This window comes from Streptomyces sp. NPDC020490, from assembly GCF_044335305.1.
In the GTDB taxonomy this organism is placed as follows: domain Bacteria; phylum Actinomycetota; class Actinomycetes; order Streptomycetales; family Streptomycetaceae; genus Streptomyces.
Genome location: NZ_JBIRUY010000006.1, coordinates 205,282 through 223,683, shown reverse-complemented (window position 1 = coordinate 223,683; position 18,402 = coordinate 205,282). Strand labels below are relative to the sequence as shown.

General features: G+C 74.3%; 13 protein-coding genes and 1 pseudogene. 11 read left to right on the top strand and 3 right to left on the bottom strand.

Annotated features, from left to right (window positions below):
- Positions 1-94 precede the first annotated feature (94 nt).
- Complete coding sequence (locus ACH4ZX_RS09735; protein ID WP_351895948.1) at positions 95-307, bottom strand: hypothetical protein; 213 nt, start codon at positions 305-307, stop codon at positions 95-97.
- 257 nt (positions 308-564) lie between these two features.
- Between ACH4ZX_RS09735 and ACH4ZX_RS09730 the strand changes: the two genes are divergently transcribed.
- Positions 565-1,767, top strand: coding sequence for a bifunctional adenosylcobinamide kinase/adenosylcobinamide-phosphate guanylyltransferase (locus tag ACH4ZX_RS09730; RefSeq protein WP_398270155.1), 1,203 nt, complete (start codon positions 565-567; stop codon positions 1,765-1,767).
- Between the two features lie 58 nt (positions 1,768-1,825).
- Here the strand turns inward: ACH4ZX_RS09730 and ACH4ZX_RS09725 are convergent, their stop codons facing one another.
- Positions 1,826-2,347 carry a methyltransferase domain-containing protein gene (locus ACH4ZX_RS09725; RefSeq protein ID WP_398270152.1) on the bottom strand — a complete coding sequence of 174 codons (522 nt, stop codon included), beginning with the start codon at positions 2,345-2,347 and terminating at the stop codon, positions 1,826-1,828.
- Positions 2,348-2,484: 137 nt separating this feature from the next.
- On the opposite strand from ACH4ZX_RS09725, the gene cobT reads away from it, so the two are divergent.
- From cobT to ACH4ZX_RS09710, 3 genes and pseudogenes are all read left to right on the top strand, one after another.
- Complete coding sequence (gene cobT / locus ACH4ZX_RS09720) at positions 2,485-3,645, top strand: nicotinate-nucleotide--dimethylbenzimidazole phosphoribosyltransferase (protein ID WP_398270149.1); 1,161 nt, start codon at positions 2,485-2,487, stop codon at positions 3,643-3,645.
- 620 nt (positions 3,646-4,265) lie between these two features.
- On the top strand, positions 4,266-6,002 hold the full coding sequence (locus tag ACH4ZX_RS09715) for a phosphatidylglycerol lysyltransferase domain-containing protein (protein WP_398270146.1): 1,737 nt from the start codon (positions 4,266-4,268) through the stop codon (positions 6,000-6,002).
- Positions 5,999-6,616, top strand: a pseudogene (locus tag ACH4ZX_RS09710) (hypothetical protein); the annotation flags it as partial. The gene ACH4ZX_RS09715 and the pseudogene ACH4ZX_RS09710, both read left to right, overlap by 4 nt.
- An 87-nt stretch (positions 6,617-6,703) precedes the next feature.
- On the opposite strand, the gene ACH4ZX_RS09705 reads toward ACH4ZX_RS09710, so the two are convergent.
- On the bottom strand, positions 6,704-7,468 hold the full coding sequence (locus ACH4ZX_RS09705) for a hypothetical protein (RefSeq protein WP_398270143.1): 765 nt from the start codon (positions 7,466-7,468) through the stop codon (positions 6,704-6,706).
- Positions 7,469-7,528: 60 nt separating this feature from the next.
- Between ACH4ZX_RS09705 and ACH4ZX_RS09700 the strand changes: the two genes are divergently transcribed.
- The 7 genes from ACH4ZX_RS09700 (at position 7,529) to aceE (ending at position 18,343) form a co-directional block, all read left to right on the top strand.
- On the top strand, positions 7,529-8,326 hold the full coding sequence (locus ACH4ZX_RS09700) for an adenosylcobinamide-GDP ribazoletransferase (protein WP_398270140.1): 798 nt from the start codon (positions 7,529-7,531) through the stop codon (positions 8,324-8,326).
- A 67-nt stretch (positions 8,327-8,393) separates the two neighbouring features.
- Entirely contained in the window at positions 8,394-8,975 is a 582-nt protein-coding gene (locus ACH4ZX_RS09695) for a hypothetical protein (RefSeq protein WP_398270137.1), read from the top strand.
- A gap of 270 nt (positions 8,976-9,245) precedes the next feature.
- Entirely contained in the window at positions 9,246-10,775 is a 1,530-nt protein-coding gene (locus tag ACH4ZX_RS09690; RefSeq protein WP_398270134.1) for a leucyl aminopeptidase, read from the top strand.
- Positions 10,776-11,015: 240 nt separating this feature from the next.
- Complete coding sequence (gene lpdA / locus ACH4ZX_RS09685; protein ID WP_398270131.1) at positions 11,016-12,404, top strand: dihydrolipoyl dehydrogenase; 1,389 nt, start codon at positions 11,016-11,018, stop codon at positions 12,402-12,404.
- Between the two features lie 60 nt (positions 12,405-12,464).
- Positions 12,465-14,462, top strand: coding sequence for a 2-oxoglutarate dehydrogenase, E2 component, dihydrolipoamide succinyltransferase (sucB, locus tag ACH4ZX_RS09680; protein WP_398270128.1), 1,998 nt, complete (start codon positions 12,465-12,467; stop codon positions 14,460-14,462).
- 275 nt (positions 14,463-14,737) lie between these two features.
- On the top strand, positions 14,738-15,361 hold the full coding sequence (locus ACH4ZX_RS09675; RefSeq protein WP_398270126.1) for a GntR family transcriptional regulator: 624 nt from the start codon (positions 14,738-14,740) through the stop codon (positions 15,359-15,361).
- Between the two features lie 270 nt (positions 15,362-15,631).
- On the top strand, positions 15,632-18,343 hold the full coding sequence (aceE, locus tag ACH4ZX_RS09670) for a pyruvate dehydrogenase (acetyl-transferring), homodimeric type (RefSeq protein ID WP_398270123.1): 2,712 nt from the start codon (positions 15,632-15,634) through the stop codon (positions 18,341-18,343).
- The last annotated feature ends 59 nt before the right edge of the window (positions 18,344-18,402 follow it).

The window sequence follows — 18,402 nt, the reverse complement described above, 5'->3', positions numbered from 1 at the left end:
CCGCCGAGGCCCGGGACGCCCCGGTGGTGAGCAGGGCGCGGGGGGCCGCCGGCCGGCGGGCCGCCCCGTGCTCCCGCGGCGGGCGCGTGCGCGCCTACGCCTCCTCGGCGTGCAGGCTCATCGGGCCGTAGATCTCCGACGAGTCCTCGAACAGCCGTACCTGGTCCGCCCCGCCCTCGGCGAGGGCCTTCCAGTGCTCCCCGATCCAGGACTCGGCGTCCCCCTGCGTGGTGAACTCCTCGGGCTGCACCGCGGGCTGGACCTCCGCCCCGTCGGCCTTCTCGAACCGCCACGTCCACGCCACCATGTACGCCTCCCGTGTCTGGGCACCTGCAGAGCGGAAGCCGGAGCACGGTCCGGCTTCCGCTGCGAAGCCTATGCGCTGCACCGGGCGCACCGGCACAGGGCCGCGGGCGGCGGGCGCGCACGATCCGTACACGCCCGCCGCGCACGATCCGTACACGCCCGCCGCGCATGGACCGTACACGCCCGGCCGTGCGCTTCCGTACGCCCTCACCCGGCCGCCGTCACGCGGGGCCGGCGGTGACAGGCGAAAATCGCTGCGTGGAAGTGACTCTGCTCGGCACCGGTGCCCCCGCGGGACTCCCCCGCCCCGACTGTCCCTGCGCCGCCTGCGCCGCCGCCCACGGCCCCGACGCGCGGGCGGCGACCGCGCTGCTGGTGGACGGGACGCTGCTGCTGGACCTGACGCCGGGGGCGGTGTTCGCGGCCGCGCGGGCCGGGCAGTCGCTGGGCGGGGTGCGGCAGGTGCTGCTGTCGCACCCGCACGACGGGCCGCCCCTGGAGGTGCCGGCCGGGCTCCCGCAGCCCGTGCGGGTGCCGGACGGGCGGGAACTGGCGCTGCTGACGGGGCACCGGGTGCGGGCGGTCGCGCTGGACGCGCCGGGCACCGGGTACGAGGTGAGCGGGCCGGACGGGCAGCGTCTGCTGTACCTGCCGCCGGGGGGTGCGCCGGCGGGGACGGCGGCCGGCGGGGCGACGGGGTACGACATGGTGCTGGCCGACGTCGTGGGCCGGCCGGACGCGCTCGCCGGGCTGCGGGCGGCCGGGGCGGTGGGCCCGACCACGGACGTGGTCGCCGTCCATCTCGGCCACGACGTGCCGCCGGGCGCGGAGTTGCGGCGGCGGCTGGCCGCGGCGGGGGCACGGGCCGTGCCGGACGGGGCGACGCTCGTCGTGGGCGCCTACGAGGACGTGCCCGACGTGCCGCGGCGCACGCTGGTGCTCGGCGGCGCCCGGTCCGGCAAGTCGGTGGAGGCCGAACGGCGCCTGGAGGCGTTTCCCGACGTGCTGTACGCGGCGACGGGCGGCTCGCGGGCCGGCGACACCGAGTGGGCCTCCCGGGTCGCCGCGCACCGGGAACGGCGGCCGGGTTCCTGGCGCACCGCCGAGACCTGCGACCTGGTGCCGCTGCTGGCCGAGGACGGGCCGCCGCTGCTGGTCGACTGCCTGTCGCTGTGGCTGACGGACGCGATGGACTCCGTCGGGGCGTGGGACGACGCGGTGTGGGCGGACGAGGGCGAGCGGGCGCTGCGGGAGCGGGTGCGGGAACTGACGGACGCGGTGCGGGCGACCCGGCGCACGGTCGTCGCGGTGTCGAACGAGGTCGGTTCCGGCATCGTGCCGGCGACGGCGTCCGGGCGGCGCTACCGCGACGAACTCGGGCGGCTGAACACCGCGTTCGCGGCGGAGTGCGAGCAGGTGGTGCTGGTGGTGGCGGGGCAGGCGCTGGTGCTGCGGGGCTGACGTGCGGCCGCTCGCGGGGCGGAGCTGTGCGGATCCGGGTTGTGGCCCGGGGCCGTGGTCAGCGGCGCGCGATGACACGGCGGCCGGGCGCGAGGAACTCCAGGAAGCGGCCGGCCGGCGTGACGATCGTGCAGCCCTGCGCCTCCAGGTGCGCGCGGATGTCGTCCGACCGCGCCCCCGGCACCTCCACGAGGAGGTGGCCGCCGGGGCGCAGGACGGCGAGCGCGGCGCGCAGTTCGGCGCCGGCGTCCGGCGGGCCGGGCGAGCGGTGCCGCAGCAGGGTGACGACGTCGTAGCGGGCGCGCAGGAGCGAGGTGATGTGCGGGTCCGTCACCTGTCCGGCGTACGCCTCCTCGACGCGGCCGGCCCGGCGGGCGTACTCGACACGGGCGGTGGGGTCGATGCCGTCGAAGGCGGTGTAGGGGAAGAACTCCCGGGCGGCGTGCGGGAAGTCGGCGTAGCCCGTTCCCACGTCCAGCCAGCTCTCCGGTTCGGGCAGCACCCGCAGGAGCGCGCGGGCCGCGGAGCGGTGGCGGCGGCGCCGGTCGAGGGCGTGGACGCGGGTGCGCAGACGGTTCACGGGCGGCTCCCCAAGACATACGACAAACTCGACAAAAAGGAAAGTATGGGATCGCGATCTTGGGGGCAACGACGCCGGGTGCGCGGGGTGACCGTGTGGCGCGGCTCTGTTCGATCGGTGCCGGTACTGTTCGGCGAATGAGCTCGCTTAATCTCGACGACTTCACCGATCTGATCGAGCGTCCCGATGGCGGGGTGCGCCGCGACGCGGAGGCGCGCCGGGAGCGTCAGATCGTGCCGCCCGGATCGCTGGGCCGCCTCGACGACCTGGGTGAGTGGCTTTCCGCGGCGCAGGGCACCGTGCCGGTGCGGCCGGTCGAACGGCCGCGCGTGGTCCTCTTCGCCGGCGACCACGGCATCGCCGGGCTCGGGGTCTCGGCCCGGCCCGCGGGCAGCGCGGCCCGGCTGGTGCGCGACGTGCTGGAGGGCGGCCGTCCGGTGTCGGTGCTGGCGCGGCGGCTCGGCGTGCCGGTGCGGGTCGTGGACATGGCCCTGGACTGCGATCCGGAGAGCCTGCCCGAGGAGGTCGTGCGGCACCGGGTGCGGCGCGGCAGCGGGCGGATCGACATCGAGGACGCGCTGACCCCGGAGGAGGCCGAGGCGGCCTTCCGGGCCGGGATCGCGGTGGCCGACGAGGAGGCCGACTCCGGTACGGACGTGGTGGTGCTCGGCGATGTGAGCGTGGGCGGGACGACGTCGGCGGGGGTGCTGGTCGCCGCGCTGTGCGGGACCGACGCGTCCGTGGTGACCGGGCGGGGCGGGCTGGCGATCGACGACCTGGCGTGGATGCGCAAGTGCGCGGCGATCCGGGACGCGCTGCGCCGGGCGCGGCCCGTGCTCGGCGACCAGTTGCAGCTGATGGCCGCGGTGGGCGGCGCCGACCTCGCCGCGATGACCGGGTTCCTGCTGCAGAGCGCGGTGCGCAAGATGCCGGTGATCCTGGACGGGGTGGTGGCCGCGGCCTGCGCGTTGGTGGGGCAGCGGATCGCGTTCCGGGCGCCGGACTGGTGGCTGGCGGCGCACGACAGCGGGGAGCCGGGGCAGGCCAAGGCGCTGGACCGGATGGCCCTGGAGCCGCTGCTGTCGCAGGGGGTGACCGTGGGCGAGGGCGCGGGCGCGCTGCTGGCGCTGCCGCTGGTGCAGGCGGCCGCCGCCCTCGCCGCCGAACTCCCGGAGCAGCCGGCCCCCTCCGGCGAGGCCGAACCGGAAATCTCCGAGAACCCGGAGCCCACCGGCCCCGCCGAGGACGCCGGCACCCCCGGATCCGGAGAGGCCGCCGGGGCCACCGGCACCCCGTAGACCCACGGAAACCGTCCCCTGCCCGAGGCCCGCCGCAACCATCGGCACCACCAACACGGCCCAGACCGTCGGCGTCCCCGCCCTCTGACCGCCGACAGCCGGACCCCGCCGAAGGCCCCGCGGGGGGCCGCCGAGGCTCCCGGCGGGCTGAGCCGCGTTGCGCCGGAAGTGCCGCCGCGTGCCGTCGGTCGAATGCTGCGTCGTCGTGCCCGGTCGCGCAGTTCCCCGCGCCCCTTTCGGGCGGCGCCGGGGATTCCGGCGGGCTGAGCGCTGCGCTGGGCGTGCCGGGCCGTGCCGTCGGTCGAATGCTGCGTCGTCGTGCCCGGTCGCGCAGTTCCCCGCGCCCCTTTCGGGCGAGCAGACCGCGAGACCGAGCAGGCCACCGGGACCGCCGGCCCCGGGCGCCCGAGAGCCGGAGACGGACCGGAGGCCCGCCGAGGCCGCCGGACCGGAGCCGGGACGCCAGGCCGGAGCCGGGCAGGTCGGGGGCGGGGCGTCGGCGGGGCTTGGGGTGGGGTGGGGGAGATCGGGTGACAGCGGGGGGTGGGATCGGGGGTGGCCGCGCGGGGGGAGCGGGGTTGAGACGATTCGCAGAGGTGTCGCCCATATGATACGTACTCATGGGAGATGCCCGAATTGCCCCGCGACGATCGGCCGCGTTCGCCGTCTGGTACCTGCGGGCCGTAGCGTTCGTGAACTTCCTCAGTGCGGTGTGGGTCTCCCTGGGGCAGGACGTGCGGCGGCACAACCAGGAGAACCTCTTCACGCCGTACCTGCTGACCGCCGGCTTCGCCTCCGGGGTGTTCACCGCCTTCCTGGCGATCACCATGCGGCGGCGCAAGCGGGCCGCGTGGATCCTCAACCTCGCCCTGGCCGGCCCGTTCCTCGCCCTGTTCGTCCTCGCCATGTCGCTGGAGGAGGTCCGCCGGTACGCCCAGAACTGGGTCTCCCTCGGCCTCACCGCCGCGTTCGTCGCCGCGCTGCTCGTCGGACGGCGGGAGTTCTACGCCAAGGGCGACCGGTCCAACCCGAAGCTCGCCGCCGCCGTCGCGGTCCTCGGCACGCTGGTCTGCTCGCTGCTCGCCGCGCTGCTGGTGACGGTCACCAACCAGGATCCGGACGCGGCGCGTTCGACGTTCGCGGAGCGCTGGCACTACGGCGCGCTCCGGCTGGTCTCGGTGGCCGTGGACGAGTCGCGCTTCCCCGGCATCGACGCGCCGAACTGGGCCAACGTCGCCATCAACGTCCTGAGCACCGCGCTCGTCCTGGCCGTCTTCTACGCCGCGTTCCGCTCCCGGCGCGCCGTCGACCCGCTCACCGAGGACGACGAGACGCGGCTGCGGGCGCTGCTGGACCGGCACGGTGAGCGGGACTCGCTCGGGTACTTCGCGCTGCGGCGGGAGAAGAGCGTGGTGTGGTCGCCGACGAAGAAGGCGGCCGTCGTCTACCGGCTCGTGGGCGGCGTCTCGCTGGCCTCGGGCGACCCGATCGGCGACCCCGAGGCGTGGCCCGGCGCCATCGAGCCGTGGCTCGCCGAGGCACGCGCGCACGGGTGGATCCCGGCGGTGATGGGGGCGAGCGAGGAGGCCGGGACCGTGTACGCGCGGCACGGGCTCGACGCGCTGGAACTCGGCGACGAGGCCGTCGTCGAGGTGGCCGAGTTCACCCTCGAGGGACGGGCCATGCGGACCGTGCGCCAGGCGTTCAACCGGGTCCGGCGCGCCGGGTACACGGTGCGCGTCCGGCGGCACGGGGACATCCCCGAGGACGAGATGGCGTACCTGATCGGGCGGGCGGACGACTGGCGGGACGGGGCGACCGAGCGCGGGTTCAGCATGGCGCTGGGGCGGCTGGGGGACCCGCGGGACGGGCGGTGCGTGATGCTCGAGTGCGCGGACGCCCAGGGGGAGCTGCGGGCGCTGCTGTCCTTCGTGCCGTGGGGGCCGAAGGGGCTGTCCCTCGATCTCATGCGGCGCGACCGCGACAGCGACAACGGGCTGATGGAGTTCATGGTGATCGAGCTGCTGCGCCGCGCCGGGGACATCGGCGTCACGCAGCTCTCGCTGAACTTCGCGATGTTCCGGTCCGTCTTCGAGCGCGGCTCGCGGCTCGGCGCGGGACCGGTGCTGCGGCTGTGGCGGTCGCTGCTCAGTTTCTTCTCGCGGTGGTGGCAGATCGAGTCGCTGTACCGCGCCAACGCCAAGTACCGGCCGGTGTGGGAGCCGCGGTTCCTGCTCTTCGAGAAGAGCGCGGACCTCCCGCGCATCGCGCTGGCGTCGGCACGCGCGGAGGGCTTCCTGGAGGCGCCGGGCCTGCCGAAGTGGCTGCACCGCAAGCACCTGGAGACGCACGGATGACGGCTCCCGCCCGCTGGGCCCGCGCCGAATGGGGACGGCTGTACGTCGCCGTGCGCGAGCCGCTGCGGGAACGGCGCGGGCGGGCGGTGCCGATGACCGTGGGGGCGGTGTGCCTGACGGGGCTGCTGCACTTCGCGCAGAACCGGTCGTGGGGGTACGGACTGGTGCAGGACGCCGGTGCCGTGCGCGCCGCGGACCCGCTGTGGACGGCCCTCCTGCGCACTCCCCTGTCGCTGTTCGTGCCGGCCCTCGACCTGCCCGCGTGGGGGGCGCTGGCACAGGTCCTGGTCGTGTTCGGTCTCGCGGAGATCTGCCTGGGCCGGTGGCGGACGCTCGTCGTCGCGTACGCCGCCACGCTCGCCGGCACGCTGTACGCGCGCGTGGGCATCGCGCTCGGCCCCGGCGGCCCGCTGGGTCTGCCCCGCTCCGACGCCCAGGTCGTCGACGCCGGCCCGTCGGCGGCGGTGGTCGGTCTCGCCGTGTTCCTGGGCAGGCGCTACGGCGCGCGCGTCACGGTCGGTGCGGTGGTGTGCGCGATAGTGCTGGAGGTCGCCCTGAAGGAGAACCTCGCCGGCAAGGAGCACCTCGCGGCGATCGCCGCGGCCCTGCTCCTCCCGCGCGGCCCCGTCTCCCCGCCGGAGCCGGAGCCCCGGCCTCGGCCTCAGCCCCAGCCCCAGCCCCAGCCGCGCGGTGTGCTGTGGTCACCGGCGCTCCAGGGCCCGGGTCGGCTCGGCGCCGGGTTTGCCGCCCAGCCAGTCCTGGAACGCCCGGCTCGGGCCCGACCAGCGGCGGTCGTGGTGGTAGGCGCGCAGGAGGGCGCGGGCACGGGCGCGGGGACGGTTGCGGTAGAAGCGGCGGGCCCACGGGGAGCCGGGGCGGGCCAGCCGGACGAAGCCGATCACGCCGACGAAGGGCACGATCACGCTGAAGACCGCCATCCGGACCTTGCCCTTGGCCAGGACGGCCAGCGAGAACAGGAAGTCGACCACGACGGTCGCGATCACGCTGCCCCGGCTGTGCAGCTCCTGCTGGCTCATGTCGTTGACGCCGAACGGCGCGAAGCCCGCCAGCACCAGTCCGACCACGGCCGCGGTGAGCACGACGACCTCGACGCTCTGGCGGCCCTCCTCGGTCCAGTAGACGTCCTGGAGATGCAGGATCAGCGCGAACTCGTCGAGGACCAGGCCCGCGCCGATGCCGAACAGGACCGCGCAGGCGGCCGCCCCGAAGCCGTACCGGCCGCTGGTGACCGCCCCGAAGCCGCCGACGACGGTGAGGACGACGCCGGGGACGACGTGGTGGATGTGCAGTCCGCCGGCCTTGACGTTGCCGAAGGGCCCCCGGCCCGCCCGGATGAGGCGGGTGATCGTCCGGGTGATCAGGAACGTCAGGACGAACGCGGTCAGGGCGAGGAGCAGCGGCAGCTTGCCGGGCTCGATGACGTTCCGCTCCCACCAATGTCCCATATGGGAACTTTATCCACGGCCGTCTCCCCCGCCTTCCCGACCGCCGGGTAACCTGCGCCGGTGTCCGCACCCTCCACCACTCCCGCCTGGCCGGACGGCCTCCGCTTCGCCTTCGGCACCCTCACCGCGCTACCGGTCCGGGTGACCCGCTGGGACCGGGACGCGGCGCGCGCCGGCATGCTGTGCGCCCCGGTCGCCGGGGCGGCCGTCGGGGCGGCCGCGGCCGCGGCCGGCGTGCTGCTGCTGCGGCTGGGCGCCGGCCCGCTGCTCGCCGCCGTCGCCTCCGCCGCCGTACCCGCCGTCCTCACCCGCGGCCTGCACCTGGACGGTCTCGCGGACACCGCGGACGGGCTGGGCAGCGGGAAGCCCGCCGAGGACGCGCTGCGGATCATGAAGCAGTCGGACATCGGTCCGTTCGGAGTGATCACGCTGGTCCTGGTCCTGCTCGCGCAGGTGGCGGCGCTGGCCCAGGTGTACGGCGGCTCGTGGGCCCGGGGCGCGCTCGCCGCCGCCGTCTCCGCGGCCGCGGCCCGGCTGGCGCTGACCCTGGCCGCGCGGACCGGCGTGCCGGCCGCGCGGCCGGAGGGGCTGGGGGCCGCTGTCGCGGGCGTGGTCCCGGTGCGCCGCGCGGCGGGCGCCGCGGCCGTGGTGACCGGCGCGGCGGCCGCGGCCGGCGCGTGGATCGGGGCGTACGACGCCGTCCGCGCGGCCCTCGCGGTGCTCGCCGCGGCCGGGGCGGCCGAACTCCTGCTGCGCCACTGCACGCGCCGCTTCGGCGGGGTGACCGGCGACGTCTTCGGGGCGCTCGCCGAGACGGCCGCGACGGTTTCGCTGCTGGTGCTGTGCCTGGGGCGCTAATCTCTTCCGCCGTACACGGACACGGGATCGTGATCGGGGGACGAGCGTGCCGAAACTCCGTCGTGCCATGGCCTGGCTGATCGACTTCGCGCTGGTGATCGCGGCGGCCACCGGGCTCGCCGTGCTCACCTTCAACCGGATCTCCGCGCTCGTCGCCGACGTGCCGGACCTCGCCACCCGCGGCGGCTTCGACCTGCTGACCGCGCGCGGGGACGTCATCGGCGCCTCGCAGGCGCTCGGGCTGTCGCTGTGGGGCAAGGCGGTGCTGTACGTGGAGGAGGCCTTCGGGCTGCTGGTCCTGGTCACGTTCCTCTACCAGTGGGGCTGCCTCGCCCTCGCGGGGCGCACCGTCGGCAAGGGCCTGCTCGGCCTGAAGGTCACCCCGTGCGTGCCCCGCCGCGCCGCGCTGCGCGCCGCCGTCACCACCGCCGCCGACGTCGCGGTCTACGCCGTCGCCTGCGTGCTGCTGATCGAGGGGCAGTTCGTGCTGTCGGTGCTGGTGTGGGCGGGGGCCGTCGGCGTCTTCCTGCTCAACGCGCTGCCCGTCCTCCTCCCGGGCCGCCGTTCCCTCGCCGACCGGATGGCCGGCACCGCGGTCACCGGGGCCGGTGCCGCGGCCGGTGCCCCGCCCCTCGCCGCCGCTCCCTGAGGGGCCGGCGCCGCCCGTACCCACGGAGGCGGGAGCGCCCCGGGCGGGCCCCGGTCGCGCGACGGATGTCCAGGAGCCCGCCCCCGGGTGAACAATCGCGGGAACGAGCGGGCCCGCGCACGCGCGTAGGCTCGTCCGGAGTGTTCGCCGCACCGGGGAAGACCCCGCCGAAGCCGCACCCTCGGGCCGAACCGGGGTCGGCTTCCGGGCCCGGCCGGCCCACACCGCTCGACCCCAGCAACTTCACATCGGAAGCGAGATTTCACCACCGTGACTGCTCTCACTCTCAGCACCGCCGCGGCGCCCGGCCTGCGGGCCGACGCGATCGTGATCGGTGTCGCCAAGGGCGCCGAAGGCCCGGTCGTCGCACCGGGCGCGGAGGCCGTGGACAAGGCCTACGACGGCAGACTCGCCGGCGTCCTGGACACCCTCGGTGCCACCGGCGCCGAGGGCGAGGTGACGAAGCTGCCGGCGCCGTCCGGCTTCAAGGCCCCGCTCGTGGTGGCGGTGGGCCTGGGCACCGAGCCCGAGAAGGACGCCGGCTACGACGCGGAGGCGCTGCGCAAGGCCGCCGGCGTCGCCGCCCGCGCCCTCGCCGGCACCCGGAAGGCCGCCTTCGCCCTGCCCGTCGCCGACGCCGGCGACGTCGGCGCGATCGGCGAGGGCGTGCTGCTCGGCGCGTACTCCTTCGACACGTACAAGGAGAACGGCAAGGACGCCAAGGGCAAGGGCAAGTCCAAGGCGCCGCTCGCCGAGGCCGCGCTGCTCGGCGCCCGGCCCCGCGACAAGGAGCACAAGGCGGCCGTCGTGCGCGCCACCGCCGTCTCCGAGGAGCTCAACCGCGCCCGCGACCTGATCAACATGCCGCCGAACGACCTCGACCCGGAGGCGTTCGCCGCGATCGCGCAGGCCGCGGCCAAGGAGCACGGCATCAAGGTGCAGGTGCTCGACGTCAAGGCGCTGGAGAAGGGCGGCTACGGCGGCATCCTCGGCGTCGGCGCGGGCTCGGCGGCGGGTCCGCGGCTGGTGAAGCTGTCGTACACCTCCGCCAAGGCCGCCAAGCACCTCGCCTTCGTCGGCAAGGGCATCACCTACGACTCGGGCGGCATCTCGCTCAAGCCGGCCGGCCACAACGAGACGATGAAGTGCGACATGAGCGGTGCGGCGGCGGTCTTCGCCGCCGTGGTCGCCGCCGCGCGGCTCGGCCTGGAGGTCAACGTCACCGGCTGGCTGGCGCTGGCCGAGAACATGCCGTCGGGTTCCGCCACCCGCCCCGGTGACGTGCTGCGCATGTACAGCGGCAAGACGGTCGAGGTGCTCAACACCGACGCCGAGGGCCGGCTGGTGCTCGCGGACGCGCTGTGGGCCGCGTCCGAGGAGAAGCCGGACGCCATCGTCGACGTCGCGACGCTGACCGGCGCGATGATGCTGGCGCTGGGCAGCCGGACGTTCGGGATCATGGCGAACGACGACGCGTTCCGCTCCGCGCTGCACGAGGCGGCCGAGGAGGTCGGCGAGCCGGCCTGGCCGATGCCGCTGCCGGAGCACCTGCGCAAGGGCATGGACTCCCCCACCGCCGACATCGCGAACATGGGCGAGCGGATGGGCGGCGGCCTGGTCGCGGGCCTGTTCCTGCGCGAGTTCGTGGGCGAGGGCATCACCTGGGCCCACCTGGACATCGCCGGCCCGGCCTTCAACGAGGGCGGCCCGTTCGGTTACACGCCCAAGGGCGGCACGGGCACGGCGGTGCGCACGCTGGTGCGGCTGGCCGAGCTGACGGCGGCCGGCGACCTCGGCTGACGAGCGCCGTGCGCGACGGGGCCCCGCACGCGGGTAGGGCGGGGCCCCGTCGCCGTGCGCTCGGCCGAACGTGGGACGTCTCACACCCCGGCCCGGCGTCTCGTCGGGTCCCGACAAGTGCGAAGATGGGGCACGGCAGGACAGGGCCCCCAACCACAGGGCCGAAGCAACAGCGGCCGGACACCAGCCGCCGACCGGTCAGCGACGACCGGCGTGGCGCACATGCATGGAGGACGTGACGTGGCGAACGACGCCAGCACCGTTTTCGACCTAGTGATCCTCGGCGGTGGTAGCGGTGGTTACGCCGCGGCCCTGCGCGGGGCGCAGCTGGGCCTGGACGTCGCCCTGATCGAGAAGGACAAGGTCGGCGGCACCTGCCTGCACCGGGGCTGCATCCCCACCAAGGCCCTGCTGCACGCGGGCGAGATCGCCGACCAGGCCCGCGAGAGCGAGCAGTTCGGCGTCAAGGCCACCTTCGAGGGCATCGACGTCCCGGCCGTGCACAAGTACAAGGACGGCGTCGTCGCCGGCCTGTACAAGGGCCTGCAGGGTCTGATCGCGTCCCGCAAGGTGACGTACATCGAGGGCGAGGGCCGGCTGTCCTCCCCCACCTCCGTCGACGTGAACGGTCAGCGCGTCCAGGGCCGCCACGTCCTGCTGGCGACCGGCTCCGTGCCGAAGTCGCTGCCCGGCCTGGAGATCGACGGCAACCGCATCATCTCCTCCGACCACGCCCTCGTCCTGGACCGGGTGCCGAAGTCGGCGATCATCCTGGGCGGCGGTGTCATCGGCGTCGAGTTCGCCTCCGTGTGGAAGTCCTTCGGCGCGGACGTCACGGTCATCGAGGGCCTGAAGCACCTCGTCCCGGTCGAGGACGAGAACTCCTCCAAGCTCCTGGAGCGCGCGTTCCGCAAGCGCGGGATCAAGTTCAACCTCGGCACCTTCTTCCAGAAGGCCGAGTACACCCAGGACGGTGTCAAGGTCACCCTCGCCGACGGCAAGGAGTTCGAGGCCGAGGTGCTGCTGGTCGCCGTCGGCCGCGGCCCGGTCTCGGCCGGCCTCGGCTACGAGGAGCAGGGTGTCGCCATGGACCGCGGCTACGTCCTGGTCGACGAGTACATGCGCACCAACGTACCGACCATCTCCGCGGTCGGCGACCTGGTCCCGACGCTCCAGCTGGCGCACGTCGGCTTCGCCGAGGGCATCCTGGTGGCGGAGCGCCTGGCCGGTCTGAAGACCGTCCCGATCGACTACGACGGTGTCCCGCGGGTGACCTACTGCCACCCGGAGGTCGCCTCCGTCGGCATCACCGAGGCCAAGGCCAAGGAGATCTACGGCGCGGACAAGGTCGTCGCGCTCAAGTACAACCTGGCGGGCAACGGCAAGAGCAAGATCCTGAACACCGCGGGCGAGATCAAGCTCGTCCAGGTGAAGGACGGTGCCGTGGTCGGCGTCCACATGGTCGGCGACCGCATGGGCGAGCAGGTCGGCGAGGCCCAGCTGATCTACAACTGGGAGGCCCTGCCGGCCGAGGTGGCCCAGCTCATCCACGCCCACCCGACGCAGAACGAGGCGATGGGCGAGGCGCACCTGGCGCTCGCCGGCAAGCCGCTGCACTCGCACGACTGACCCTCGGTCGACGAACGCGACGACTCAGACTTCCGCAATTCGTTAGGAGCAACCGAAACCATGGCGGTTTCCGTAACCCTTCCGGCGCTCGGCGAGAGCGTCACCGAGGGCACCGTCACCCGCTGGCTGAAGGCCGAGGGTGAACACGTCGAGGCCGACGAGCCGCTGCTCGAGGTCTCGACCGACAAGGTCGACACCGAGATCCCCTCGCCCGCCGCCGGCATCCTGGCCTCCATCAAGGTCGCCGAGGACGAGACCGTCGAGGTCGGCGCCGAGCTGGCCGTCATCGATGACGGCACCGGCGCCCCCGCCGCGGCCCCCGCCCCGGCCGCCGAGCAGGCCCCGGCCCCGGCTCCCGCTCCGGAGCCGGCCCCGCAGGCCGCGGTGCCGTCCACCGAGCAGGCCGCCCCCGCCCCGGCGCCCACCGCCGAGGCCGCCGCCGGCGCCGGCACCGCCGAGGGCACGGACGTCGTCCTGCCCGCGCTCGGCGAGTCCGTCACCGAGGGCACCGTCACCCGCTGGCTGAAGTCGGTCGGCGACTCCGTCGAGGCCGACGAGCCGCTGCTCGAGGTCTCCACGGACAAGGTCGACACCGAGATCCCGGCGCCCGCCTCCGGCGTGCTGCTCGAGATCGTCGTCGGCGAGGACGAGACCGCCGAGGTCGGCGCCAAGCTCGCCGTCATCGGCGCTCCGGGCGCCGCCCCCGCCGCCGCTCCGGCCCCGGCCGCACCGGCCCCGGCGCCCGCCGCCGAGGCCCCCGCGGCCCCGGCTGCCCCCGCGGCTCCGGCTGCCCCTGCGGCCCCGGCTCCGGCTGCCCCTGCGGCCCCGGCTCCGGCTCCGGCCGCCCCCGCCGCCCCGGCGCCCGCGCCCGCCGCCCCGGCCCCGGCGCCCGCCACCGAGGCCCCCGCGGCCCCGGCTGCCCCCGCGGCTCCGGCTGCCCCTGCGGCCCCGGCTCCGGCTCCGGCCGCCCCCGCCGCCCCGGCGCCCGCGCCCGCCGCCCCGGCCCCGCAGGCCCCCACGGCTCCGGCCCCGCAGCAGGTCACCACCCCGGCCCCCGAGCCGGTCCCGGCCGCTCCGGCGCCCGCGCCCGCCCCGGCCGCCCCGGCCCCGGCCGCGATCGCCGGTGACGACGGCGCCTACGTCACCCCGCTGGTGCGCAAGCTCGCCGCCGAGAACGGCGTCGACCTGTCCACCGTCAAGGGCACCGGCGTCGGCGGCCGCATCCGCAAGCAGGACGTCATCGCCGCCGCCGAGGCCGCGAAGGCCGCCGCCGCCGCTCCGGCTCCGGCCGCAGCCGCTCCGGCCGCCCGGAAGGCGCCGGCCCTGGAGGCCTCGCCGCTGCGCGGCCAGACCGTCAAGATGCCGCGCATCCGCAAGGTCATCGGCGACAACATGGTCAAGGCCCTGCACGAGCAGGCGCAGCTGTCGTCGGTCGTCGAGGTCGACGTCACGCGCCTGATGCGGCTGCGCGCCCAGGCCAAGGACTCCTTCGCCGCGCGCGAGGGCGTCAAGCTCTCCCCGATGCCGTTCTTCGTCAAGGCCGCCGCGCAGGCGCTGAAGGCCCACCCGGTCATCAACGCCCGGATCAACGAGGCCGAGGGGACCATCACCTACTTCGACACCGAGAGCGTCGGTATCGCGGTGGACTCCGAGAAGGGCCTGATGACCCCGGTCATCAAGCACGCCGGCGACCTCAACATCGCGGGCATCGCCAAGGCCACGGCGGAGCTGGCGGGCAAGGTCCGCGCCAACAAGATCACCCCGGACGAGCTGTCCGGCGCGACCTTCACCATCTCCAACACCGGTTCGCGCGGCGCGCTGTTCGACACGATCATCGTGCCGCCGGGCCAGGTCGCGATCCTCGGCATCGGTGCCACGGTCAAGCGTCCGGCCGTCATCGAGACCGAGGAGGGCACGGTCATCGGCGTCCGCGACATGACCTTCCTGACCCTCTCCTACGACCACCGGCTGGTGGACGGCGCCGACGCGGCCCGCTACCTGACCGCGGTCAAGGCGATCCTGGAGGCCGGCGAGTTCGAGGTCGAGCTCGGCCTCTGACCCCCGGGACACCCCAGGAGTACGTACGACGCCCCCGTCCGGGCCTTCCGGGCGGGGGCGTCGCGCGTTCCCGGGGGCGGCCGGGCGGACACCGCTGTGTAAGTCTCGTCTCACCTGCGCCAAAGCGCCCCCGTGCGCCTCTCCCGAAGCCGTTTCCGGCCTTATTGTCTAATCGTCGAACGCACTCGGGGTTCCGCCCGCCGCCCGATCGCCGTCCCTCCACCCGGCCCTCGGGCCGCAGCACCGGATTCGGAGCCCTCTCCTAAGGAGCACTCATGACCGCGCCCGTCGTCCACTCGCTGCGCGAACAGATCCGCGAGCACATCGTGGAAGGGATCGTCAGCGGGCGCTGGCAGCCGGGCGAGCGGATCGTGGAGCGCCGTATCGCCACCGAGCTGGAGGTCAGCCAGACGCCGGTGCGGGAGGCGCTGCGGGAGCTGGAGTCGCTGCGGCTGATCGAGTCGGCGCCCAACAAGGGCGTGCGGGTGCGCAGCCTGACGGCGGCCGACCTGGAGGAGAGCTACCCCGTGCGGGCCGGTCTGGAGGCGATCGCGGCGGAGCTCGCGGCCGACCGGCTGGCGGAGGACTGCTCGGCGCTGGAGCCGCACGTCGCCGCGCTGTACGAGGCCGACCGCAAGTCCGACGGGACGGCCCAGGTGCGGCACACGGTGGCCTTCCACCGGGAGCTGGTGCGGGCGGCCGGCAACTCGGTGCTGCTGCACACCTGGGAGGGCCTGGGCATCGAGGTCTTCACGGCGCTGTCGATCCGGTGGCTGGGGACGGTGCAGCAGTCGTACGCCGAGGAGCACGAGGAGCTGGTGCAGGCGTTCCGCCGGCGTGACCCGAGGATCGCCGAGCTGGTGAAGGCGCACGTGCTGGGCTGCGCTCCGCGCGCCTGACTCGGCCGAGCGGCGCCGCGCTCACCTGCGGAAACGGCCCGCCGACCCACCCCAGAACGCGGCACCGGGTGCCTGTTCGAACGGCACCCGGTGCCTACTTTCTCGTCATCAAGAGATTTTGCCTGTCACCCTTTGATCGATCATCGATCAGGGAGATACAGTCGCGGACGGGCTCGAACCCGAGCCCTCCGCCCTGTCCTGCCAAAGACCAAGGGCACCCCCAAACCCTTACCGATGAGGGAACCCCCTTCGACTGAGGAAGGCGGCGACATGACCGACCCCAACGCCATCCAGCCCAGCGAGCTCGACCAGCTCCCGGACCGCGACCCGGAGGAGACCGCCGAGTGGCAGGCCTCGCTGGACGCGGTCGCCAAGGCGGCCGGCCCGCACCGTGCCGCGTACCTGATGCGCCGCACGCTGGAGCGCGCGGAAGGCGCCGGCATCGCGCTGCCCAAGCTCCTCGAGACCGACTACGTCAACACCATCCCCACCGCCGCCGAGCCCGCCGTGCCCGGTGACGAGGCGATGGAGGCCCGGATCACCGCGTGGAACCGCTGGAACGCGGCCGCCATGGTCACCCGGGGCGCGAAGCACGGCGTCGGCGGCCACATCGCCACCTTCGCCTCCGCGGCCTGGCTGTACGAGACCGGCTTCAACCACTTCTTCCACGGCAAACTCGACAAGGCGACCGGCGGCTCGGGCGACCAGCTCTACATCCAGGGCCACGCCTCCCCCGGCATCTACGCCCGCGCCTTCCTCGACGGCCGCCTGAGCGAGACGCACCTGGACAACTTCCGCCAGGAGGCCGGGGGCAACGGCCTGCCGTCCTACCCGCACCCGCGCCGCCTGCCGTGGCTGTGGGAGTTCCCGACGGTGTCGATGGGCCTCGGCCCGCTGTCGGCGATCTACCAGGCCCGCTTCAACCGCTACCTCACCGCCCGCGGCGTCAAGGACGTCTCCGCGTCCCACGTGTGGGCCTTCCTCGGCGACGGCGAGATGGACGAGCCCGAGTCGACGGCGGCCCTCGCGCTGGCCGCGCGCGAGCAGCTGGACAACCTGACCTTCGTCATCAACTGCAACCTGCAGCGCCTCGACGGCCCGGTCCGCGCCAACTTCAAGATCGTGCAGGAGCTGGAGGCCCAGTTCCGCGGCGCCGGCTGGAACGTGATCAAGACGCTGTGGGGCTCGGCCTGGGACGAGCTGTTCGCCCTGGACACCACCGGCGCGCTCGTCCGGCGGCTGCGTGAGGTGCCGGACGCGCAGGTGCAGACGTACCAGACCCGCGACGCGGCCTACATCCGCCAGGACTTCTTCGGCGCCGACCCGGCGCTCGCCGAGATGGCGAAGCTGCTGAGCGACGACAAGATCCTGGAGTGCTTCCACCTCTCCCGCGGCGGCCACGAGTCCCGCAAGGTGTACGCGGCCTACAAGGCGGCCGTCGAGCACCAGGGCGCCCCGACGGTCATCCTGGCCCAGACGGTCAAGGGCTTCACCCTCGGCGAGGGCTTCGCGTCGAAGAACGCCAACCACCAGATGAAGAAGCTGACGGTGGACGAGTTCAAGGCGATGCGCGACCTGCTCGAACTGCCGATCAAGGACAGCGACTTCACCGACGGCGTGGTCCCCTACGGCCACCCGGGCGCGGACTCCCCCGAGGTGCGCTACCTCCAGGAGCGCCGCGCGGCCCTCGGCGGCCCGGCCCCGGCCCGCCGGGTGCACCCGGTGGCGCCGCTGCCCGCCCCCGCCGAGAAGGCGTTCGCCGCCTTCGACAAGGGCTCCGGCTCCCAGAACGTGGCCACCACCATGGCGTTCGTCCGCCTGATCAAGGACCTGGTCCGCGACAAGGAGACCGGCCGGCGCTGGGTGCCGATCGTCCCCGACGAGGCCCGCACCTTCGGCATGGAGAGCCTGTTCCCGTCCCTGGGGATCTACTCCCCCAAGGGCCAGACGTACGAGCCGGTCGACCGCGACCAGCTGATGTACTACAAGGAGGCCAAGAACGGCCAGATCCTCAACGAGGGGATCACCGAGGCCGGTTCGATGGCCGACTTCATCGCCGCCTCGACGTCGTACGCGACGCACGGCGAGGCGATGATCCCGTTCTATATCTTCTACTCGATGTTCGGCTGGCAGCGCACGGCCGACCAGATGTGGCAGCTCGGCGACCAGCTCGGCCGCGGCTTCCTGGTCGGCGCCACGGCGGGCCGCACGACGCTCACCGGCGAGGGCCTGCAGCACGCCGACGGCCACTCCCCGGTCATCGCGGCCACGAACCCGGCCGCGCTCAGCTACGACCCGGCGTTCGCCTACGAGATCGCGGTGATCGTCCGCGAGGGGCTGCGCCGGATGTACGGCGAGGCGAAGCCGGGCGAGGACCAGAACGTCTTCTACTACCTGACCGTCTACAACGAGCCGCTGCCGCAGCCGGCGAAGCCGTCCGACCCGGGCGTCGACGAGGGCATCGTCAAGGGCCTGTACCGCTTCAGCACGGCCGAGTCGGCCGGGTTCGCCCCGGCGGCCGACGCCCCGCGCATCCAGCTGCTGGGCTCCGGCACGGCGATCCACTGGGTCGTCCGGGCTCAGCGGATGCTCGCCGAGGAGTGGGGCGTGGCCGCCGACGTGTGGTCCGCGACCTCCTGGACGGAGCTGCGCCGCGACGCCCTGGACGCCGACGCGGCCCTGCTGCGCGGCGAGGAGCGGGTGCCGTACGTCCGCCGGGCGCTGCACGGCGCCGAGGGCCCGGTGCTCGCGGTCTCCGACTACATGCGCCAGGTACCGGACCAGATCGCGCAGTGGGTCGAGCAGGACTGGTCCTCGCTCGGCGCCGACGGCTTCGGCCTCTCCGACACCCGTGAGGCCGCCCGCCGCCACTTCGGCGTGGACGCCGAGTCGGTCGTCGTCGCGGCCCTGGCCCAGCTGGCCCGGCGCGGCGAGGTGAAGGCGACGGCGGTGAAGGAAGCGCGCGAGAGGTACGGCCTGTAGTACGGCCTACGGCCTGTGAGTACCCGCTGGTACGGCGCCCAGCGGTCCGTGGCCCCCGC